The sequence below is a fragment of the uncultured Rothia sp. genome (assembly GCF_963555405.1).
GTDB lineage: Bacteria > Actinomycetota > Actinomycetes > Actinomycetales > Micrococcaceae > Rothia.
Map to the genome: position 1 here is coordinate 16,328 of NZ_CAUVVO010000001.1, position 21,926 is coordinate 38,253.

Sequence of the window (21,926 nt, forward strand, 5' to 3'; positions counted from 1 at the left end):
ATGGTTCCGTGAGCGTTTGAGGCGCTTCGGGGCCGCGGAAGAACCAGCCGAGGAAGAATCGTGGCAGATAAGCGCGAAGAGAAGAAAAAGAAGAAGGAACGCACTCCGGGCACTTTCGCCCAGATGAAGCAGGTCTACCAGATGACCAAGAAGTCCGACCCGAATATCGGTTGGATTCTGAGTCTGTCGGCTCTGGGTACCCTTTTGGTTTTCCTCCTCATCGGTATTGCCCTGAATAACTGGATTACTTTCCTGATTCTGGGTCTGGGCGTTGCCGCTATTGTGGCGATGCTTCTGCTGGGTCGCCGCGCGCAGACTGCGGCTTTTGCTCAGATTGAGAACCAGCCCGGTCGTAGTGGTGCGGCGATGAACTCGGTGCGCCGCGGCTGGATTGTTGAGGAGCAGCCTGTTGCGGCGAACCGCCACCAGGATCTGGTGTTCCGTGCGCTGGGCCGTCCCGGTATTGTGCTGGTGACCGAGGGCCCTCACAGCCGTGTGAACTCGCTGGTGAACACTGAGAAGAAGCACCTGGCTCGTGTGGCTCCCGGCGTGCCGGTTCACGTGATTGAGACCGGCCACGAAGAGGGTCAGGTTGAGCTCAAGGACGTTGTGAAGACCATGAACAAGCTTCCGAAGGCTCTGACTCAGCAAGAGATGCAGGCTGTTTCGGGTCGTTTGAGCACCCTGAACACTATGCGTAACCCGATGAACGGTCTGCCGAAGGGTGTTGACCCGATGCGTGCTCGCCCCGATCGTCGTGCGATGCGCGGCCGCTAAACGGGTAGCTGATATTGATTTTGAAGGCTCCGGCTCTTCCCACTTTAGGGAGGGCCGGAGCCTTTTGTTACGCCCGATTATTGCACTGCTACTGGCGTTGCTGCGGGCTCTGCTACTGCCCTTGATACAGGGCGTTAGCAGCACTGTTGTGTTTCGTGAAGCAACATAGATGTAACTCCTTTCCAGGATTTGTAACATTACCGAAACACGATAGTCACGCACGCGCAAAAAATAACCACTATGCTTGATATGTCACAGGGTTTTGCCCGCGGCCAAAAACTAAACCAAAGACTGAATGTGATGAGGGAAGATACCCTCCTGCACCGTCAGTCGAACAAGGAGCAGTCCTCATGTTTACCAGCCCCCAGGAAGTTCTCGACTTTATCAAGAACGAAGAAGTAGTCTTCGTTGATATCCGATTCACCGACATGCCCGGTGTGCAGCAGCACTTCAACCTGCCCGCTAAGGCAATTGATGACGATTTCTTCGTCAACGGCCAGCTTTTTGATGGCTCCTCCATTCGCGGCTTCCAGGGCATCGCTGAGTCCGACATGCAGCTGATCCCCGACGTTCAGTCCGCATACGTTGACCCCTTCCGCATTGAGAAGACCCTGGTCATCATCTGCTCCATCGTGAACCCCCGCACCGGCGAGCCCTACCACCGTGACCCCCGCGGCGTTGCTGAGCGTGCCGAGGCGTACCTGCAGTCCACCGGCATTGCAGACACCGCGTTCTTCGCATCCGAGGCTGAGTTCTTCGTCTTCGAGGACGTCCGCTACCAGGTCGAGCCGAACTCCGTGTTCTACAAGATCGACTCTGACGAGGCTCCCTGGAACACCGGCCGCAAGGAAGAGGGCGGCAACCTGGGTAACAAGACCCCCGTCAAGGGCGGCTACTTCCCCGTCTCCCCCGTCGACAAGCAGGCTGACCTGCGTGACGCAATGTGCGTAGCAATGGACGAGGTTGGCCTCGAGGTTGAGCGTAGCCACCACGAGGTGGGCGCAGCCGGCCAGGCAGAGATCAACTACAAGTTCGACACCCTCACCAAGGCTGCTGACGACCTGCTGAAGTTCAAGTACGTCATCAAGGGCACCGCAGACGCATGGGGCAAGTCCGTGACCTTCATGCCCAAGCCCGTCTTCGGCGACAACGGCTCCGGTATGCACTGCCACCAGTCGCTGTGGCAGAACGGTGAGCCCCTGTTCTACGACGAGCGCGGCTACGCTAACCTCTCTGACACCGCACGCTGGTACATTGGCGGTCTGATTGAGCACTCCTCCGCTGTTCTGGCGTTCACCAACCCGACCGTGAACTCTTACAAGCGTCTGGTTCCCGGCTACGAGGCTCCCATCAACATGGTGTACTCGCAGGGTAACCGTTCCGCCGGTATCCGCATCCCGATTACCGGTACCAACCCGAAGGCTAAGCGTCTGGAGTTCCGTGCACCGGACCCCTCCGCTAACCCCTACTTCGCATTCGCTGCTCAGCTGATGGCTGGTCTGGACGGTATCCGCAACCGCATTGAGCCGCCGGCCCCCATCGACAAGGACCTGTACGAGCTGCCCGCCGAAGAGGCTAAGGACATCAAGAAGGCTCCCGCTAACCTGGAGGAGGCTCTGGCTGCTCTGGAGGCTGACCACGACTTCCTGCTCGAGGGCGGTGTGTTCACCGAGGACCTGATTCAGGCATGGATTGACTACAAGCGTAAGAACGAGCTGGAGCCGCTTTCGCTGGTTCCGCACCCGCTTGAGTACCAGCTGTACTACGGCGTCTAATCCGCTGGCATCTAATTCCGGGCTTCTAGATGTGAGGTCTGAATAGCAGGCAACGGCCTATATGTTCCCGCTTGGGAGCGTATAGGCCGTTGTTGTGTCTGCTGGGGTATCTCTGCGGGGTGTTACCCTGCTGCAGTGCGTTTGATGACGGGTCGTGTCCAATATTTTTATGCCTCGATGGGTCTTGCGCGCCTTAGTTGCGCTTAGAGCGGCTCTAAGGTCTAAGCTGTTGGTGCTGGCGTTCCCTCCCTTTTTGTCGTGCAACCGGAGGGAATGCCAGTCTTTTTATGCTTTTGTTGCCCATATCGGGCGTTGCTCGTAGGCGTACCAATGCCACGAAGAACCTGCAGGCTGTCCACTGCTGAATTTCACAGAGCGGCTTTTTAGCTCTATTCCTCCATGCAACTTCATTTATTGGGGTACGCTCATTCCCTACCCATGACGAAAGGATGAGCCTCTTTTGCTTCCCCAGTCTTCTACTTCCCCTCGTTTTCAGGCTAAGCATTTCGACGAGCTGACTCTCCGTGAGCTTCAGCAGATTCATATCACCCGTTCTCTTGTCTTTACGGTGGGTCAGCAGATCCTTGCGCAGGAGCCAGACGAAGCAGACTTCGAGTCTGTTCACTTCTTCCACGCGGATGAGTCTGGGCGGGTCTTAGCCTACTTGCGGATCTTTGATCTTATGACAGTAGATGATGGCTACCACCGCCCTATCGAAGGTGCTTGGACCGTCGGTCGAGTAGCTGTCCGTGAGGAGGCGCGGGGCACCGGCCTGGGGCGTGCCCTACTGCATGAGGCGATTAGCTGGGTCCGTGAAAATACGGAAGCTCGTCAGCTGGTGATTAGCGCCCAGTCCTACCTGAAGGACAGCTACTACGGTGCAGCGGGGTTCGTGCAGATGGGAGAGCCGTATCTTGAGGTTGGAATTGAGCACGTAGAGATGCTTCTGGAGCTTTAACGGGCCCTACCCCCTCTTCCCTTGTAGGAGCAGGTCGCGGGCCACATCATAAGATGTTGTACCCGCTAATCCCGGGGTTCTTCCTGCACGGGCGTACAATGAAAGTACGTGCGCCCGGCCGGCGGCACCTACGAATTCCGCGAGAAACGACGTCACGAAGCCGTGTTCTCCCCACCGCCCCTCACCTTTTCAGCATCTGCTGGGGCGAGTATCGCCGATGACCGACCGACCCGTCTGACGCCGCATCCACTGTAACGAGGAGAAATCTCATGGCATATCAGCCGACCATCCTAAACGGTGAAACTGTTTTCCGTAACGAAGTTTTTCAGACCGGCCTCATGTCCCAGCTGCTGGACGGCATTTACGATGGCGAGATGACCATCGGTGAGCTCCTGAGCCACGGCAACTTCGGTGTGGGTACCTTCAACGGCCTCGACGGCGAAATGGTCGTCCTCGACGGCGTCTGCTACCAGGTGCGTCACGACGGCTCCGTATCCCTGCCGGACCTGCGCCAGCAGACCCCCTACGCCGTGGTCACCAACTTCGTGCCCATGATTAAGCGTGAACTACCGCAGAACCTGCTCCGTAAGTCTGCTTCCCAGATTCTGGATGACTTCACCGTCTCCAAGAACTACATGTACGCCGTCAAGATTTACGGCGACTTCGAGTGGGTCCGCACCCGCACCGTCATCAAGCAGGAGAAGCCCTACCCGAAGATGGTCGCCGCCACCGAGAACGAGGACATCGTCCAGTTCGATAACGTAACCGGCACGATCGTTGGCTTCCGCACCCCCATCTACGAGCAGGGCATTTCGGTGCCCGGCTGCCACGCCCACTTCATCGACGATAAGCGCGTTCAGGGCGGCCACGTGGTCGACTTCAAGCTGCGCTCCGCAAAGGTCGAGATTTGCCCCGGTACCGGCCTGCAGCTGCACCTGCCGCTGACCCCCGAGTTCTCCTCCGCTAACCTCTCCCCCGAGGACCTGGCTGACCAGATCTCCAAGGCTGAGAAGCACTAATTTCTCCCCCCGTTTGGGTATAACAACGAAGGAGCCGCCCTCTACTATTCTGTAGAGGGCGGCTCCTTCGTGTTTATACGCGCTGTAAACGGCGCTTATGCCTCGGGCACGAACTCGCCGTGGCCACGCTCGCGCAGAGCGGCACGCACCTTCTCAGCTGCCGCATCCAGCTCTTCGGCGGTGGCGTCCTTCTTGGCGTTAGCGGGATCGTAGTCAGCCATGCCGTCAGCCGGGAACAGGTGGATGTGGGTGTGCGGAACATCGAAGCCCGCAATCATCAGAGCCACACGGTCCTTGTCGAACGCCTGATCCAGCGCACCAGAAATCTTGTGCGCCACAGCGAACAGGTGTGCCGCCAGCTCAGCCGGTAGGTCGGGCCAGCGGTCAATCTCGGCGCGGGGAACGAGCAGCAGGTGACCTTCCGACAGCGGCATAATGTCCAGGAAGGCGACGCACTGGTCATCCTTCCAGACGAAGCGGCCGGGAATCTCGCCGTCAATAATCTTGGTAAAAATCGTGCTCACAATAATCTCCTTCATGCGCCGTCATCGGCGCGTTTGAAGCTCAACGTTCAGGCCCTACGCCTCAACCTCAATGCTCTCGCCGGGGTTCAGGTGCTTCAGCTCGGTGCCGTACTTCGCACCGAAGTTCGTCACCAGGCCCTCAATAATGCCGGTACCGTTCTGGTTAATCATGCCGTTGTGAATCGGAACCACACGCTGCGCGCCGGTCGCAATCACAAAATCAATGACTTCCTGAACCTTAGACCAGGGCGCGTGAATCGGCACCAGCACGGTATTTGCACGCACACGGTGAGGCACCACAAGGGAGTCACCGGGGTGGTACACGGCACCGTTAATCAGGTAACCAATATTTGCGATGGTCTGAATCAGCGGGTGAATCAGGGCGTGCTGACCGCCGTAGGTCTTCACCTCAAAACCGGGGACGCTGAACTCAGAATCGGAGGAAACAACGGTAACCTCAGCGGCGGGCACAGCCTCCTTGATAACCTGGGCGACAGCCTCGGGAGCCCAAATCTTCAGGGGGTTCTGCGACTCGGCGCGCTCAGCAATCAGCGGCAACACCGACGGGCCATCAAAATGGTCCGGATGCGCGTGGGTCACGAACAGGTAATCGGCGCCTTCCAGCGCGGTGGCATGCTCGCCTTCAGCGGCAAAATTGCCGGGGTCAAGAACGAGGGTGCGCCCCTCATTCTCAAGGCGGATACATGAGTGGGTGTACTTCGTCATCTTCATAGTTTCAGTCTACCGCGAACCCCAGCACCCGCCCGGCGGCGGCTTCAATTTTTGAGATAAGCCGCAAATCAACCACCTTTTGAACGCCTCTAGTGTAAAGTCGTAAGACAAGATCGACCACACAATGGGGCGGCCCTCCGCCCCGAAAGGTTCAGCAATGGACACTCATATTCCCGTACGGAGAATTACGAAGCCCGCCGAAGCCCGAAATACCCGCCAGCGTCGCATCATCAAGGCGACCATGGAAGAGCTCGGCGATTTCATCTCAGCACAGGATCTGCACCTGACCCTCGCGAACCGCAAGGAACAGGTCTCTCTCGCAACCACCTACCGCGTGTTGCAGTCGCTGGCTAACGCCGGTGAGCTGGACTCGGTCAAGGGCGTTGAGGGTGAGACCCTGTACCGCCACTGCCAGGTAAAGGACCATCACCACCACCTGCTCTGCCGCCGATGCGGCACCGCCATCGAGCTGGAAGCGCCCGCCCTCGAGGACTGGGCACTGGCCATGGGCAAGCAGCACGGCTTCTCGGAGCTGGAGCACGTGGTTGAAGTGACCGGTTACTGCCCGGACTGCACTTTGGCACGTCGCGAGGAAGAATCGCAGGGCGACACTGCACGCTAACGTTGCAGGCTAAGCCGCACCCCTCACCTGCTGAGCGGCTTTCCTTCACCGGAGAAGATTCTTCTCTGGAGGAAAAAGAGAGGTGGCGTCTTCAAAGATCTTTGACGCCACCGCAGCACGACACACAGGGCATCTGGACAAGGCGACACATTGCCGAACAGGTTGAGCCCGCCTCGCGCACCGGGTGCATAATCCGTAGCGCGAACACAGCACGACAGTAAAGAGCCCCACCTCGGGAACGAGGTGGGGCTCTTTACTTTATGGACTGCCGTCAGCAGAGGCTACAGCCTTCTAGACGGGTTTATGCCTTCTCCGCCAGCTGGCGACCCGACGCGCTGTGGCGGCGCTTCACGCCACCAATCACACGGCACACCACGTAAATCAGGAAGGAAATGCTGGTCACGTAGGGGCTAATCGGCAACGAACCGGCAAGCGCCAGAAGAATACCGCCCACAATGGACGCCTCCGCGAACAGCACCGACAGGATCAGGGTGCGTACCGGAGAAGCAGTCACCTGCATTGCCGCAGCCGCCGGAGTAATCAGCAGAGCCAGCACCAGCAGCGAACCGACCACCTGCACGGACAGCGCCACAGCAATACCCAGAATCACCATGAATACCAGGGATAGGAAGCGCATCGGCACGCCCTTAGCGCGGGCGACCTCCGGGTCCAGGGAGGCGAAGCTCAGCGGACGCCACACGATGACCAGCAGGGAAATAATAACCACCGCACCCATAATCATGGTGTGCAGCTGGTCGGCATCCACGGACACAATCTGACCGGTCAGCAGACCGAACTTATTCGCGCTACGACCCTGGTACAGGGACAGGAAGAGAATACCCAGGCCCAGACCGAAGGGCATGAGTGCACCAATCACCGAGTTTGAGTTACTCGCCTTAGAGCCCAGAAAAGCAATCAGCAGAGCCGAGGCAATCGAACCGACCATGGAGCCGGTCACCACGTCATAGCCGAGCAACAACGCCAGGGCGGCACCCGCGAAGGACATTTCAGAGATACCGTGCACCGCGAAGGCGTGGTCGCGCATCATCACGAAAATACCAACGAAACCGCCGATAAGGCCCAGCACGGCGCCAGCAAAAATGGAGTTCTGCAACATGTGCAGCAGCTCGCCGTAGCGGTCAAAAACGAAAATGCGGGAAAGCAAATCATTCTGCGCGGCGGCAACCGGAGCCAGGGCGGGAAGGGAAGCAAGAATGGTCATCGAGTGGTTCCTCCCGGAAGGTGTAGGGTGCGCTGCGTCTCGGACGGGCCAGACTTCAGGTGGGATCCGTGAACGTTCTGGTCGGTGCCCTCAATATGGCAGTGATCGCTCGCGTGGGTCTCGCCCACCACCACGTAACGACCATTGGACTTGAGCACGCTCACCGGGGTTCCGTACAGGGAGGTGAGGGTCTCGCTGGTCATGACCTCTTCGACCGAGCCGACCGTGAAACGGCCGTTCGCCAGGTAGAGCACACGATCCACATGCTCGATGATGGGGTTGATTTCGTGGGTCACGAACACCACCGCCACGCCGCGTTCACGGTTGAAGCGGTGAATCAGCTCAGCCACCGCGTACTGGTGGTTGAGGTCCAGGGAGAGTAGCGCCTCGTCAGCCAGCAGAATCTTCGGGTCGTTCGCGAGCGCCTGGGCGATACGCAGGCGCTGCTGCTCACCGCCGGAGAGCAGGCCCACGGGCACGTTCGCATACTCGGTCGCGCCGACGGCTTCGAGGAGTTCATCGACCTTGGCGCGGTACTTTCTGCCGTGCAGGCGGATGCCCCAGCGGTGCCCGTCCACGCCTAGACCCACGAGGTCGCGGGCGCGCATCGGGGTGGAGGTGGGGATGGACTTCTGCTGCGGTACGTAGCCGACGCCGGCGTTGCCCAGGCGTGCGGGCTTGCCGAGCACGGAGATTTCTCCGGCGTTGAGTCCGGTCAGGCCGAGAACGACTTTGAGGAAGGTGGACTTGCCGGAGCCGTTGGGGCCGAGCACGGCGAAGTACTCGCCAGCGCCGATGTCGAGGGTTAGATCTTTCCAGAGGGTGCGGGCCCCGAAAGCGAGGCTACCCCCGCGAATGGAAATCGCGGGGGTGGCACCGTTATTGTTGTCAGTCACTTAGGAGAGCGCCTTTTCGAGGTTGCTGACGTTGGTCTTCATCCATGCCAGGTAGTTGGTGTTTTCCGGCAGGGTTTCGGTGAAGGATACGTAGTTCACCGAGGCGTCCTTAGCTGCCTGCAGCACCTCGTTGGTCTGGGAGGTGGAGGTCTGCTCGTTGTAGGCGAGCAGCTGGACCTTCTTCTCGGTGACCATGTCCTTGGTTTCCTTCAGGACGAGGGCGGGAACGTCGTTGCCGGCTTCGGCTGCCTCAGCGAATTCGCTGGGGGTTGCGTTCTCTGCACCGGTAGAGGAAATCAGGTAGTCCGGCACGGGCTCGGTGGACAGGTACTTCTTGCCCTCGCCAGCGATTGCCTTGGCGGTGGTGTCCAGTGCGTCCAGTTCCTTGGAGAAGGTGGATGCGTTGGTGCGGAATGCTTCAGTGTGTGCGGAGTCGATGCCTGCAAGCTCTTCAGCAATCTGCTGGGCGACCTTCTTCATGGTTTCGAAGTCGTACCAGAGGTGCTCGTTGAACTCGTGTGCGTGGGCGTGGTCGCCGCCGTCTTCGTGGTGTTCGCCGCCGCGGTGGTCCTCGACCAGGTGGGTGTATTCGGCGTCGGTGAGCTTGCCGCTGACCTTGACCGCGTTCACGATCTTCTGGGAGGTGTTGTCCTTGCCCGCGAGGTCTTCGAGGAACAGGTCGTAGCCTGCGCCGTTGATGACGATCAGGGATGCGTCCTTCGCCTTGAGGCGGTCGGCGCTGGTGGCTTCGTAGGAGTGGGGGTCGGTGCTGGTGGAGGCAATCAGTGCGGTCACCTCAACGTAGTCGCCGCCGACCTGCTTGGCGATGTCTGCGTAGACGTCGGTGGAGGCGACGACCTTCACCTTGCCGTTGGAGCCAGCCGAGGAGGACGAACCGGAGGTCTTGTTCTCGGTTGCGCAGCCTGCCAGCAGCAGGGAGGACGCGGCGAGTGAGCCCATTGCGGTGAGGAAGTGCTTGCGGGTGATCTTCGGGTGCGACATGAGGGCTCTCTTTCGGTTTCGTTCTAGTCTGTAGGTTCCTTAACTACATCATGCGCACACCCGTATAAACAACTCTTTATTGGTGTCATTTGGGTGCTGTTAGGCAACCCTTTTCCCTGTCAGTAGCTTATGCAACAGGGATAGTTAGCTCAGCCTACGGCGCTCCCCCACCGCTACTTTATACTGCCGCTTCATCCCGCCGTCTGAGACTGCCCTTTGGGGGCATCCATAAGCTGTTTTTGACCGCCAAACAGCCCGCCCCGCGTTCTCTTTTACGAGAGCGCGGGGCGGGCTGTGTGTTCAAGATTTCCCCATTTCACCCGGGGTATCTCACGATGCGGTTACTGGGCTTATTACTGCGCTTCGCGCGCCTGCTGGCGGCGTACACGCTCACGCACCGCATCCTGGGTGGTGTCGTTGATTTCGCCGACCAGCTCCTCCAGCACGTCTTCGAGGAAGACCACACCGAGGGTGGTGCCGTGCTCATCCATAACCTGCGCGATATGGGTTCGGCTGCGTTGCATGGAGGCGAGCGCATCATCAATATCGGTAGTCGGGGTAAGCGTGTCCAGGGAACGCAGCTTGTACCAGGGGAAGGGCTCCTCGAACCGTTCGGGGGCGATGGCGAGGGCGTCCTTCACGTGCAGGTAGCCCATGTAGGTTCCGTCGTTGTCGGTGACGACAAAGCGGGAGTAGCCGCTACGTGCCACGGCACGTTCCAGTTCGGCGGGGGTGCAACCGAAGGGCAGGGTGACGAGCTTATCGCCGGGCACCATGATTTCGTAGACGTCTTTCTCGGTGAATTCGAGGGCGCTTTCAATCACGCCGGCGTCGTCTTCCACGGTGCCTTCCGCGGTTGAGGTTGCCACGATGGTCTGCAGCTCCCCCAGGGTGAAGGTGGAGGCGACTTCGTCCTTGGCTTCGACCTTCATGAGTGCCAGCAGCTTATTGGACAGGTTGTTCAGCAGGGCGACCACGGGGGCGAAGATCTTGGAGAAGGTCACCAGAGTCGGCACAATCCAGAGAGCCACACCGCGAGCTGCGAGGGTCACTGCGGCGTTCTTGGGAACCATCTCGCCAAAGATTACGTGCAGGTAGGTGACCAGAATCAGAGTGACACCGAAGGCGATGACGTCCACGATGGCGTGGGGCAGGCCAACCAGGTGCAGGGGCACTTCCAGCAGGTGGTGCAGCGCCGGCTCTGAGACGTTCAGAATCAGCAGGGAGCAGATGGTGATGCCCAGCTGGCAGGTGGCGAGCATGAGCGAGACGTTCTCTAGGGCGTAGATGACGGTCTGCGCTCGCTTGTTGCCGTCTTCGGCGAGCGGTTCGATTTGTGCTCGTCGGGTGGACATGATGGCGAATTCACCGGCGACGAAGAAGGCGTTACCGGCGAGCAGGATGACGAGCAGTGCGATGGCTACCCAGTCGTTCATGCGTTGCCTCCCTTCTCGGTCTGTTCCTGTGCGCTAGGGGCGGGGGTGAATCGAATGCGGTCGACGCGGCGGCCTTCGAGGGTGTCGACGCGCAGGGTACCGCCGGGCACGGGGACGCTGTCGCCAACTTCGGGGATGCGGCCGAGTCGTTCCATCATGAAGCCGCCGACGGTTTCGTATTCGGGGCTTTCCTCAACCTCGAGTCCGGGGATGAGGGCGTTGATTTCGTCGGGGCGGCGCAGGCCGGAGAACACCCAGTCGCCATTGCCGTAGCGCAGGGGGCGTTCGGTGCGGCCGCGGTCGTGTTCGTCGGAGACTTCACCGACGATTTCTTCGACGAGGTCTTCGAGGGTTGCGATGCCGGCGGTTCCGCCGTATTCGTCGAGGACCACGGCAAGCTGCAGAGCACCCTGGCGTAGCTGGGTGAGCAGCGCGTCCAGGTGCAGGGTTTCGGGGACCTGCAGCACGTCTTCTGCGAGGGCTCCGGCTTCGAGGGTTTCTCGAACTTCCGGGGGTACGCCGACTGCCTTCTTCACGTGCACGACGCCCACGATGTTGTCATGGTCGCCCCTGTAGAGCGGGAATCGGGAGTGACCGGTGGAGCGTGCCAGCTTGATGACTTCGGCAACGGGCGCGGTGTCTTCGAGCATGGCGACCTGGCCGCGCGGGGTCATGACTTCGGAGGCGGTCAGCTCGGAGAATCGCAGGGTGCGGTCCACGAAGCGTGCCGCATCGGAGTCGAGGGTGCCTTCTTCTGCGGAGCGGCGCACCATGGAGGAGAGCTCCTCGGGGGTGCGTGCTGCGGAGAGTTCTTCCTTGGCTTCCATGCCGAACCTGCCGAGAATCCAGTTGGCGGAGCCGTTCATGACGCGCACAAGCGGGGACATGACGCGGGTGAAGGCGAGCTGCGCGGGGGCGACTCGGCGTGCCACGTCGTAGGGTTCGGCAATGGCGAGGCCCTTGGGGAGCAGTTCGCCGACGACCATGGAGAGCAGGGTTGCGATGAGCATCGCGAGCACCAGGGTGAGCACGTCGGTCACACTGGTGGGCAGCCCCAGGCTGTTGATAGCACCGGTGGTGAGCGCCTTGATGGCGGCATCGAGGGTGTAACCGGTCAGCAGCGTGGTGATGGTGATGCCAATCTGGCAGCTGGAGAGCTGAGTGGAGAGCGTCTTGAGGCAGCGCAGGACAGCATCGGCGGCTTTATCGCCGGAGTCCTTTGCCTGCTGTACGGTGGCGGTTTCGAGCGCCACGAGGGAGAACTCTACGGCAACGAAGAAGCCCGTTCCCAGGATGAGGAGTAGGCCGATGAGCAGGAGGATTAGATCCACTCAGCCACCGCCTCCATCGACTGGTGTGCGGCGACTCGGTTCTGGTGAAGCACCACCGCGCGGGAGGTGTCCAGATGCTGGGCACTCGAAAGCGGGGTGTTTTCACGGGTAGCTGCACGGAACATCACGGTACGGAGTGCCGAGTATTCGGGCAGTATTCCGCGCTGACTAGTATTCAGGGTCTTACTCAAAGGGTCATCCATACCCAATATTTTAGCGAAGGTTTCGCCCTTATCCCCCGTCTTAGGGTGCCCTCTCACAGGCACACGCGTAGGCCGAGCGCACCCTCAACACCCTTTGAACCGCGTACAGTGAAAAATTGCATTGCGGATATGGCGCGATGAGCTGGAAAGTTCACCGTGATTCTCTTTACACTTATACATAGGAGCATGAGTGTGCCGCCATGCAAGCGGATGAACTCCGACGTTCACGGCACGCTAGGCAGGTTTGTACGGTGCACACCCCGCACATACGGCCACCACCATAGGCGATGCGCACATGCTCAGCGTGATGATTCGCCCCTCGAAGACGCGGGTCGTCTATGCCGGGGAGAGTCCCGGACGCGACGGATAAATTCACACTAATTGGAAGAGGCGTTTAACGTGCCAAATCTGCCAGAACATCTGGTGCCTGAGGAATTTGCCGGTAACGAATGGTTCGTTGAAGAACAGTACGAGCGTTACCAGAAGGACAAGAACCTCGTGGACCCTTCATGGTGGCCCATTTTTGAGACCATCGACAAGGCGCTGGGAGGCGCCGGTACCGCTAGTGCAGCTCCTGCTGCGGCACCCGCCGCACCGGCTGCACCTGCCGCACCTGCTGCAACTCCCGCTCCCGCGGCACCGAAGCCTGCGGCTGCGCCTGCTAACCCCACCCCTCCCGCTGCTACCAAGAAGGCTGAAACTGTGGAACCTGCTGAAGACAAGATTGTCCCCCTCCGCGGCCCTGCTAAGGCAGTCGTCACGACCATGGAAGAGTCGCTGACTGTCCCCACCGCAACCACCGTTCGTGCGGTCCCCGCAAAGCTGCTCATTGAGAACCGCGCAGCTATCAACAAGTACCTGGCAAGCACCCGCGGCGGCAAGGTTTCCTTCACCCACATCATTGGTTACGCTGTGATTCGCGCAGTGGCAGCGATGCCCTCGATGAACGTGACCTACGGCGTGGACGAGAAGGGTAAGCCCGTTGCAATCCACAACGCGCACGTGAACTTTGGTCTGGCTATTGACCTGCCCCGCCCCGATGGTTCCCGCAACCTGGTTGTTCCGAACCTCAAGGGTGCTGAGCAGCTGAGCTTCCGCGAGTTCTGGGATGCGTACAACGACATCGTTAAGCGTGGCCGTAACGGCGCGCTGACCATTGAGGACTTCCGCGGCACCACTGTTTCGCTGACCAACCCCGGTGGTATCGGTACCGTCCACTCGGTGCCCCGCCTTTCTAAGGGCCAGGCAGCCATCATCGGTGTGGGTGCTCTGGAGTACCCGGCTGAGTTCCGCGGCCTGTCCGAGAAGCTCATCACCCAGCAGGGCCTGTCCAAGATCATCACCCTGACCAGCACCTACGACCACCGCGTCATTCAGGGTGCAGGTTCCGGTGAGTTCCTGAAGCTGGTTGAGCACTACCTGCTCGGTGGCGACGACTTCTACGACGCTATCTTCCGCGATCTGAAGGTTCCCTTCGAGCCGGTCCGCTGGGCACGCGACAACCACGTCGATGACGCTCACGAGATTTCCAAGGTTGCACGTATTCAGCAGCTGATTCACGCGTACCGCGTGCACGGCCACCTGACCGCAGCAACCAACCCCGTTGGCTACAAGATGCGTTCGCACCCGGATCTGAAGCTGGAGAACTACGGCCTGACCCTGTGGGATCTGGACCGCGTCTACCCGACCGGTGGCTTCGGCGGTGCCGAGCGTCTGCCGCTGCGCACCATCCTGGAGCGCCTGCACGAGGCATACTCCGGCTCTCTGTCTGTTGAGTACATGTACTCTGAGGACCCCGAGGTTCGCGCATGGTTCCAGGAGCGCCTGGAGCGCGGCGTTGCTAAGCCGACCCGCGAGGAGCAGCTGCGTGTTCTCTCTAAGCTGGTTGAGGCTGAGGCATTCGAGAACTTCCTGCAGACCAAGTACCTGGGTCAGAAGCGCTTCTCCCTGGAGGGCGGCGAGTCCCTGATTCCGCTGCTGGACGCTGTTCTGGACAAGGCCGCTAACAACGACCTGAAGGGCGTTGCCATCGGTATGGCACACCGCGGCCGCCTGAACGTGCTGACCAACATTGCTGGTAAGTCCTACGCTCAGATTTTCCGTGAGTTCTCCGGCACCGCAGCACCCTACGAGGGTGGCTCCGGTGACGTGAAGTACCACCTCGGTACCGAGGGTGTCTTCACCTCCGATTCCGGTAAGCAGACCCAGGTGTACGTGGCTGCTAACCCCTCGCACCTTGAGGCTGCAAACACCGTGCTCGAGGGTATTGTCCGCGCTAAGCAGGATGTCTACCGCGAGCAGGGCGTTGAGGGCCACCCGGTCCTGCCGATCTTGATTCACGGTGACGCAGCGTTCGCTGGCCAGGGTATCGTCATGGAGACCCTGCAGATGGCTGACCTGAAGGCGTACACCACCGGCGGCACCGTGCACGTTGTGGTGAACAACCAGATTGGCTTCACCACCCTGCCCAACGACGGCCGCACCGCAACCCACGCTACCGACATTGCGCGTATGACTAAGGCTCCGGTCTTCCACGTCAACGCTGATGACCCGGACGCAGTGGTTCGCGCAGCACGCCTGGCATTCGAGTACCGTGAGCGCTTCGGTCGCGACGTTGTCATTGACCTGATTTGCTACCGCCGCCGCGGTCACAACGAGGCTGACGATCCGTCGATGACCCAGCCGAAGATGTACCAGGACATCGACGCTCTGCCTTCGACCCGCACCCTGTACGCACAGGACCTGGTCGGTCGTGGCGATGTCTCTCAGGAAGAGGCAGACGAGGTTCTGGACTCCTACCACTCGAAGCTGGACGCTATCTTCGTCGAGACTCAGTCTTCGGCACCGGCTCCGTCCGCTCCGCACGTTTCCGGTCTGGAGTTGCCGGCTGCTCAGCAGAACACCGAGGTCGTTCACGCTGGCAAGACCGCAATCTCCCGCGAGACTCTGCAGCACATCGCTGACGCGTTCGGCAAGGCTCCCGAGGGCTTCACCATCCACAAGAAGCTGAAGAAGCTCATGGATCAGCGTGTTGAGATGGGCCGCACCGGCAACGTGAACTGGGGCATGGGTGAACTGCTCGCCTTCGGTTCGCTGCTGATGGAGGGCACCGACGTTCGTATGAGCGGTCAGGATGTTCAGCGCGGTACCTTCGTTCAGCGTCACGCTGTTCTGCACGACCACATCACTGATGAAGAGTGGTCGCCGCTGGAGCACCTCTCTGAGGATCAGGGCAAGTTCCGTATCTACAACTCCTTCCTCTCTGAGTACGGCGTTCTCGGCTTCGAGTACGGCTACTCGGTGGAGCGCCCCGACTCGCTCGTGGTGTGGGAGGCTCAGTTCGGTGACTTCGCGAACGGCGCTCAGACCATCATTGACGAGTTCGTGTCCTCCTCCGAGCAGAAGTGGGGCCAGCGCTCCTCGCTGGTTATGCTGCTTCCTCACGGCTACGAGGGTCAGGGTCCTGACCACTCCTCGGCTCGTGTTGAGCGTTACCTGCAGCTCTGCGCTGAGAACAACATGACTGTGGCTTGCCCCTCGACCCCGGCTTCGCACTTCCACCTGCTGCGTCGCCACTCTCAGCACCGTCCGTACAAGCCGCTCGTGGTGATCAGCCCCAAGCAGCTGCTGCGTCTGAAGGCTGCTGCGTCCTCCATCGAGGACTTCACCGAGGGTTCGTTCCAGCCGGTGATTGGTGACCGTTCGGGTATTAACCCGGCTCAGGTTGAGCGTGTGGTCTTCGTATCCGGTCGTCTCTACTACGATCTGGAAGCTGAGCGCGAGCGCCGCGGCGACACCAAGACCGCTATTGTCTCGGTGGAGCAGCTGTACCCGCTGCCCGAGAGCGAGATCAAGGAGCAGCTGGCTCTGTACTCGAACGCTACCGACGTTGTGTGGGCTCAGGACGAGCCTGCTAACCAGGGTCAGTGGCCGTTCATGGCTCTGAACCTGCAGCCGCTGATCGACCGCCGTATGCGTCTTGCTTCCCGCCCCGCAGCTGCTTCCCCGGCTGCCGGTACCGGTAAGCTGCACGCAGCTGAGGCTGAGGCTCTGCTCAAGCAGGTCTTCGAAGGCTAAGGTCTTCTACAGCTAACCGGCTAAGGATGTAGCTGTTCAAAAACTGTCTCCCCGTCAGGTGTTTCTGGCGGGGAGACAGTTTTTTAGTCTCGGATGCTTACCGGAGAGGGTATTAAGTTCGAAAAGAGGCTCAAGAGCGCTTATCCTAGATATAAAGACTATTACTCACGTGCCTTGCCGCCTCTCACGGCGGGCGCATACTGCAGAAGAAAGAATTCCGTGGAGCAACGCAATATTCGAATTGTGGCAGTCGGCGATGACCTGCTCGCCGGTGTTGGGGATCCCCGTACTCTCGGCTGGTTTGGCCGTGTTATGGCGCGCACCCCGCAGACCACCGCATCCATCGCGGCATATAACCTTGCCGCACCCAATGAAGGTAGCGAGCAGCTGAACGCACGCTGGTTCGAGGAGGCGCGCCGCCGCTTCGTTCCCGGTGCTGATAACCGCCTCATTATTGCTCCGTCGACCTTTGACATTGATCTGGGTCTGACCAGCGCACGTTCGCGTTTGAACCTGGCGAACATTGTGGACATGGCGTCGCAGAACAACATTAAGGTTCTGGTCGTTGGCCCCCCGCCGACCCTGGACGCTGAGCGTAACCGCCGTATCGCTGACCTGTCGGCAGCGTATGCGGATGTGGTGACCCGCCGCAACCACGTGTACGTGGATACCTTCAACCCGCTGCTGCACCACGAGCAGTGGCGCAACGACCTTGCCGCTAATGACGGTCGCCCGGGTCAGTCCGGTTACGGTCTGATGGCGTGGCTGGTTCTGCACCGCGGCTGGTACAACTGGCTGAACATTCCTGAGCACGGCTAAGAGCCCGCTCCCCTAGTCGGACCTGGTCGGAAGAGCGAAAAGGCGCGAAGAAAGTTCGTGTTTTTTCGCTCATATCCCGGTTCCAAGATGCAATCATGCCGTTTCTATGAAAAAATAGACGGCGTTGCCCTTATAGCGTGGAGCACCGGTTTTCGGTGACCGCCTCTGATAGGGCAGGTAATAGGGGCACGCACCGCGAAGGTGGGGCGTGCATCCATGAACACTATAAGGAGGCTCTGATGAGCAAGCGCGGTCGTAAGCGCAAGGACCGTCGTAAGGGCGGCGCAAACCACGGTAAGCGCCCCAACGCATAAGGTATCTTGCATACACTTTAAAACCCCGGCGTTTCGGATATTATTCGGACCCGGGGTTTTGCTTTACCCGCAGATGTTTGTGCACATTCTGCGGAATAAAGAGAAGAATTCTACGTTATGACAGTGAACGCCTGGCGCGTTCCTGTAGAGGAGAGAACATGGCTGAAACCAACACCGCGGCGGATACCCGCGAGCTGCGCGAACGCTTTACCGCGGACGCTATGCAGTACGTGGATCAGCTCTACGCTGCCGCCCTGCGGATGAGCCGCAACTCTGCCGATGCTGAAGACCTGGTTCAGGAAACCTATATGAAGGCTTTCGCCTCATACCACCAGTTCACCGAGGGTACGAACCTGAAGGCGTGGCTGTACCGCATCCTGACGAATACGTACATCAATCTGTACCGTAAGCGTCAGCGTGAGCCGCAGCAGTCTCAGGGTGAAACGGTGGAGGATTGGCAGCTGGCTCAGGCTGGTGAGCATGATGCGGTGGGTCTGCGTTCTGCTGAGGCCGAGGCGCTGAGCGCCCTGCCGAGCACGGAGGTTCGTGAGGCTCTGAATGAGCTGTCTGAGGATTTCCGCATGGTGGTGTACTACTCCGATGTGGAGGGTTTCGCGTACAAGGATATTGCGGAGATTCTGGATATCCCGCTGGGCACGGTGATGTCTCGTCTGCATCGTGGCCGCCGTATTCTGCGTGAGAAGCTGCTCGATTATGCGCGTGAGAACGGTCTGCGCCCTTCAACCATCGCGAAGGTAGAGGCGAAGGCTGAGGAGAAAGCTGCAGCGAAGGCGAGCGCTAAGGCGCAGCTGGCAAAGGCTACCAAGGGCGCTAAGACAGCCAAGGGCGTAAAGTCCCCTCCGGCGGGCTCTCGTTCCGAGGCGCCTGCGGCTTCTTAGCTTCGCTCTTCTACACGTGAGTTAGCCCCAGAGCCTGAGGCTACACTCCCCTAACGCTTTATACCTTCCGTGTGAAAGGAACCCCGATGTCAACCACAGACAAGAATTCTTCCATCCCCGAATCTCCTGCGGCTTCCGAGCCGTTGGAGGATTGCGGCGGTCAGCCCTGCTCGTCGACACTCAAGCACCTCTACGAGTTCCTCGATAGGGAGCTGAGCCCCGAGCAGCTGCGCACGATTCAGGCGCATCTGAATGCCTGCCCCGAATGCGCGGATGTGAAGGACTTTGAACTGATGGTGCGTGAGAAGATGCGTTCTTCGTGCGCTCAGCAGGCGCCCGAGCAGCTAAAGGCGCGTCTGCTGCAGGATGTGCAGAAGTTCTGCGCCGAGGCTAACCTCTAAGTAACGCGAACTCATAATGCTCCTGTACGCATGAAGGCGGTGCACCAATGACGGTGCGCCGCCTTTCTGCATGTTGCGTTGGCTAGCACTACCTGGTGTGCATTGCCTATCTCACCGCTAGAGCCCTCAGCGGCTCGCAAACCCTCAACCGGTAGAATAGGGGTAGACGTCAACCGGCGCAGCGTCTCTGAGTCTGCGCCCTCCCCATGATTTGAACCAGAAGAGGATGTATGAGCGACGCAGCAGTGCAGCTTTCCCCCGGTGATTGGCCCGCTCCCCTGGCACCCGCCTCCAGCGAAGCCGCTGGCAAGAACGCGCTGGTGCATATTCCGGGTTCTAAGTCGCTCACGAACCGCTATCTGTTGCTTGCCGCTCTAGCTGATTCCCCCTCGTATTTGCGTGCGCCCCTGCATTCGCGCGATTCGGCGCTGATGATTGAGGCGCTGCGCCAGCTGGGTGCGGGCGTTGAGCTGGTGCCGACCGATTCGCCGTTCGGCCCGGATGTAAAGGTCACTCCCCTGAGCTTTGTGGAAGCACATTCCACACGGGCTCAGCCGCGCACCGTGTCGATTGAGTGCGGTCTTGCCGGTACCGTGATGCGTTTTGTCCCCGCCCTGGCGGCGCTTCTGCCGGGTGAGTTCGCTTTTGATGGTGACCCGCACGCCCGTCAGCGTCCGATGGGCCCGGTTCTGGAGGGTCTGCGTCAGCTGGGTGTGCAGGTGGATTGTGAGCAGGGCGAGAACGCTCTGCCGTTTGTGCTGCGCTCCCCCGGTCTGGCGAGCGCGGAGGGCGTTTCTGAGGCGCCCGTGGTGCGTATTGATGCGTCTACGTCGTCCCAGTTCGTTTCGGCTCTGCTGCTGATGGAGCCTCGCCTGCCGCAGGGCATGGTGCTGGTGCATGAGGGCTCTTCGGTGCCGTCCATCCCGCACATTCAGATGACCGTGGAGGCGCTGCGCCAGATGGGTATTCGGGTGCAGGAGCACTACCCGACTCAAGGCAACGAAGCAGGGGGTGGCGAGTACCGCTGGACGGTTCACCCCGGTTCCTTCCCCGGCTTTGAGATGACCATTGAGCCGGACCTTTCAAATGCCGGTCCGTTCCTTGCCGCCGCAGTGGTCACCGGCGAGTCGGTGTCTATTCCCCATTGGCCCGCCCCCGCGGCTGATTCTTCGGCGGGCACGACCCAGGTGGGCGATATGTGGCGTGAGCTTCTGCCCGCGCTGGGCGCCCAGGTGAGCTACGCTGAGGGCCGTCTGACCGTGACCGGCCCCGCCCAGCTTCCCGAGGGCGATTTCTCCTTTGATTTGTCTGCCGGTGGCGAGTTGGCGCCGACCATGGCAGCTGCCTGCGCCTTCGTGAAGGGCCGCGTTGAGCTGACCGGTATTGCGCATCTGCGCGGTCATGAGACGGACCGCCTCGCCGCGCTCGCCGCCGAGATTAACCGTCTGGGAGGCAGCGCCCACGACACCGCCGATTCGCTGGTGATTGAGGCGCCCATCCCCGCTGACGCTGAGGCTGAGCAGGTTCTGGCGCGCACCTACGACGATCACCGCATGGCGACCTTCGCGGCGATTATTGGTCTGCGCCGCGGTAACGTGGTGGTGCAGAACGTAGCCACCGTCGCGAAGACCATGCCCGAATTTACCGCAATGTGGGAGGACATGCTGGCGCAGTGGCAGACCGGCGCCTCCACCGCTGATGCTACCGCCGACCAGGAGGTCTTCTAAATGGGTTCTTCCCGCATGAACGTGCGCGATTTCTCCGAATGGGATGAGTCAGATGTGCGCGTGCGCCCGAACAAGAAGGGTTCCCGCCCCCGCACGAAGGACCGCCCGACCTTCAAAGAAGCGATTCGTGGCAGGGTCATTACGGTGGACCGCGGCCGCTGGTCGGTCGTCGTTGATGAGGGTACCGAGAAGGAGCGCACCCTCGTTGCGGCGCGCGCTAAGGAGCTGCGCCGCACCGCGATTGTGACCGGCGACTTTGTGGACCTGGTGGGTGACACCTCCGGCGCGAAGGATACCCTGGCGCGCATTGTGCGTCTGGGTGAGCGTACCTCCATTCTGCGCCGTAGCGCCGATGACACCGACCCGTCGGAGCGCGTGGTCGTGGCAAATGCTCAGCAGCTGGTGATTGTGGTTGCTGCAGCGAACCCTGAGCCGCGTACCGGCTTCATTGACCGTGCCGTGGTGGCGGCGTTTGATGCCGGTATCGAGCCGATTCTGTGCATTACCAAGACCGATGTGCGCTACCCGCAGAACCTGCTGGATTACTATGCGGCAAGCGGTTTGAAGATTGTGCTCTCTTCGTCTTCTGATGGTCTTGCGCCGAGCCAGGAGGGCGCGAAGGGTCTGGAGTCTGCACCGGTTCAGGAGCTTCTACAGGAGCTGCTGGGTCAGGTGTCGGTGCTTCTGGGCCACTCGGGTGTGGGTAAGTCGACCCTGGTGAATGCGCTGACCGGCTCGGAGCGTGCGACCGGTCATGTGAACGCGGTGACGGGCCGTGGCCGCCACACGTCCTCGTCGGCGTTGGCGTTGCGTCCGGTGAATGCGAATGGGGAGCCGATGGAGCCGGGCACCTGGATTATTGATACTCCGGGTATTCGTTCGTTCGGTCTGGCGCATGTGCCCCCGGAGACCGTGGTAGAGGCGTTCGTGGATCTGGCACCCGGCGCGGCGGATTGCCCGAAGGCGTGTACTCACGCGGCGCAGGCTCCCGAGTGCGGCATAGAGGCGTACGTTGCCGCCGGTCACGCCGGTGAGAGCGGCCCCGCCCGCCTGGAGTCGCTGCGTAAGCTGCTGTTGCTGACTCCTGAAGAGGGCGATTCGGAGAAGGAACTGGGCGCTCTCGTTTAGGGTTCTATGCAGGGTTTTCTGCCCCTCCCGCACACACATTTTTGCTGACTACATCACCGATACT

20 protein-coding genes are annotated in these 21,926 nt (G+C 60.3%); 12 read left to right on the forward strand and 8 right to left on the reverse strand.

The annotated features are described in order from the left end of the window. Positions 1–60: 60 nt before the first annotated feature. From RWL87_RS00055 to budA, 4 genes are all read left to right on the forward strand, one after another. Positions 61–777 carry a DUF4191 domain-containing protein gene (locus RWL87_RS00055; RefSeq protein WP_313968489.1) on the forward strand — a complete coding sequence of 239 codons (717 nt, stop codon included), beginning with the start codon at positions 61–63 and terminating at the stop codon, positions 775–777. A gap of 350 nt (positions 778–1,127) precedes the next feature. Next, on the forward strand, positions 1,128–2,552 hold the full coding sequence (gene glnA / locus RWL87_RS00060; protein WP_070831363.1) for a type I glutamate--ammonia ligase: 1,425 nt from the start codon (positions 1,128–1,130) through the stop codon (positions 2,550–2,552). Between the two features lie 460 nt (positions 2,553–3,012). Further along, positions 3,013–3,510: a GNAT family N-acetyltransferase gene (locus tag RWL87_RS00065; RefSeq protein WP_313968490.1), complete on the forward strand. Its 498-nt coding sequence runs from the start codon at positions 3,013–3,015 to the stop codon at positions 3,508–3,510. Positions 3,511–3,779: 269 nt separating this feature from the next. Continuing rightward, on the forward strand, positions 3,780–4,529 hold the full coding sequence (gene budA, locus RWL87_RS00070; protein WP_070831366.1) for an acetolactate decarboxylase: 750 nt from the start codon (positions 3,780–3,782) through the stop codon (positions 4,527–4,529). A 95-nt stretch (positions 4,530–4,624) separates the two neighbouring features. On the opposite strand, the gene RWL87_RS00075 is transcribed toward budA, so the two are convergent. Continuing rightward, the gene (locus RWL87_RS00075; RefSeq protein ID WP_313968491.1) at positions 4,625–5,053 is read right to left on the reverse strand and encodes an HIT family protein; all 429 of its coding nucleotides are present in this window, start codon (positions 5,051–5,053) and stop codon (positions 4,625–4,627) included. Between the two features lie 54 nt (positions 5,054–5,107). Beyond that, complete coding sequence (locus tag RWL87_RS00080; RefSeq protein WP_313968492.1) at positions 5,108–5,785, reverse strand: MBL fold metallo-hydrolase; 678 nt, start codon at positions 5,783–5,785, stop codon at positions 5,108–5,110. A gap of 157 nt (positions 5,786–5,942) precedes the next feature. Between RWL87_RS00080 and RWL87_RS00085 the strand changes: the two genes are divergently transcribed. Next, positions 5,943–6,407: a transcriptional repressor gene (locus RWL87_RS00085; protein WP_313968493.1), complete on the forward strand. Its 465-nt coding sequence runs from the start codon at positions 5,943–5,945 to the stop codon at positions 6,405–6,407. A gap of 301 nt (positions 6,408–6,708) precedes the next feature. Here RWL87_RS00085 and RWL87_RS00090 read toward each other — a convergent pair whose 3' ends face one another. The 6 genes from RWL87_RS00090 to RWL87_RS00115 all read right to left on the reverse strand — a co-directional run bounded on the left by RWL87_RS00090 (position 6,709) and on the right by RWL87_RS00115 (position 12,485). Then, positions 6,709–7,629: a metal ABC transporter permease gene (locus tag RWL87_RS00090; protein ID WP_313968494.1), complete on the reverse strand. Its 921-nt coding sequence runs from the start codon at positions 7,627–7,629 to the stop codon at positions 6,709–6,711. Beyond that, complete coding sequence (locus RWL87_RS00095; RefSeq protein ID WP_311450468.1) at positions 7,626–8,525, reverse strand: metal ABC transporter ATP-binding protein; 900 nt, start codon at positions 8,523–8,525, stop codon at positions 7,626–7,628. Before RWL87_RS00095 ends, RWL87_RS00090 begins: the two co-directional genes overlap by 4 nt. Next, positions 8,526–9,527 carry a metal ABC transporter solute-binding protein, Zn/Mn family gene (locus RWL87_RS00100; RefSeq protein ID WP_313968495.1) on the reverse strand — a complete coding sequence of 334 codons (1,002 nt, stop codon included), beginning with the start codon at positions 9,525–9,527 and terminating at the stop codon, positions 8,526–8,528. Positions 9,528–9,880: 353 nt separating this feature from the next. Then, positions 9,881–10,963 (reverse strand): hemolysin family protein, encoded by a 1,083-nt coding sequence (locus RWL87_RS00105; RefSeq protein WP_313968496.1) that lies wholly within the window; start codon positions 10,961–10,963, stop codon positions 9,881–9,883. Then, positions 10,960–12,294, reverse strand: coding sequence for a hemolysin family protein (locus RWL87_RS00110; protein WP_313968497.1), 1,335 nt, complete (start codon positions 12,292–12,294; stop codon positions 10,960–10,962). Before RWL87_RS00110 ends, RWL87_RS00105 begins: the two co-directional genes overlap by 4 nt. Then, positions 12,285–12,485: a hypothetical protein gene (locus RWL87_RS00115; protein WP_313968498.1), complete on the reverse strand. Its 201-nt coding sequence runs from the start codon at positions 12,483–12,485 to the stop codon at positions 12,285–12,287. Before RWL87_RS00115 ends, RWL87_RS00110 begins: the two co-directional genes overlap by 10 nt. A 411-nt stretch (positions 12,486–12,896) precedes the next feature. Between RWL87_RS00115 and RWL87_RS00120 the strand changes: the two genes are divergently transcribed. The 7 genes from RWL87_RS00120 to rsgA all read left to right on the forward strand — a co-directional run bounded on the left by RWL87_RS00120 (position 12,897) and on the right by rsgA (position 21,862). Continuing rightward, positions 12,897–16,574, forward strand: coding sequence for a multifunctional oxoglutarate decarboxylase/oxoglutarate dehydrogenase thiamine pyrophosphate-binding subunit/dihydrolipoyllysine-residue succinyltransferase subunit (locus RWL87_RS00120; RefSeq protein WP_313968499.1), 3,678 nt, complete (start codon positions 12,897–12,899; stop codon positions 16,572–16,574). Between the two features lie 219 nt (positions 16,575–16,793). Then, positions 16,794–17,393 (forward strand): GDSL-type esterase/lipase family protein, encoded by a 600-nt coding sequence (locus RWL87_RS00125; RefSeq protein ID WP_005505446.1) that lies wholly within the window; start codon positions 16,794–16,796, stop codon positions 17,391–17,393. Positions 17,394–17,632: 239 nt separating this feature from the next. Further along, complete coding sequence (locus RWL87_RS08900) at positions 17,633–17,707, forward strand: 50S ribosomal protein bL37 (protein WP_095343185.1); 75 nt, start codon at positions 17,633–17,635, stop codon at positions 17,705–17,707. Positions 17,708–17,865: 158 nt separating this feature from the next. Beyond that, the gene (locus RWL87_RS00135) at positions 17,866–18,606 is read left to right on the forward strand and encodes a sigma-70 family RNA polymerase sigma factor (RefSeq protein WP_313968501.1); all 741 of its coding nucleotides are present in this window, start codon (positions 17,866–17,868) and stop codon (positions 18,604–18,606) included. Between the two features lie 86 nt (positions 18,607–18,692). Then, entirely contained in the window at positions 18,693–19,007 is a 315-nt protein-coding gene (gene rsrA, locus RWL87_RS00140; RefSeq protein WP_313968502.1) for a mycothiol system anti-sigma-R factor, read from the forward strand. A 230-nt stretch (positions 19,008–19,237) separates the two neighbouring features. Further along, entirely contained in the window at positions 19,238–20,734 is a 1,497-nt protein-coding gene (gene aroA, locus RWL87_RS00145; RefSeq protein WP_313968503.1) for a 3-phosphoshikimate 1-carboxyvinyltransferase, read from the forward strand. After that, a complete protein-coding gene (gene rsgA / locus RWL87_RS00150; protein ID WP_313968504.1) occupies positions 20,735–21,862 on the forward strand; it encodes a ribosome small subunit-dependent GTPase A in 1,128 nt (375 codons plus the stop codon). Positions 21,863–21,926: the final 64 nt, after the last annotated feature.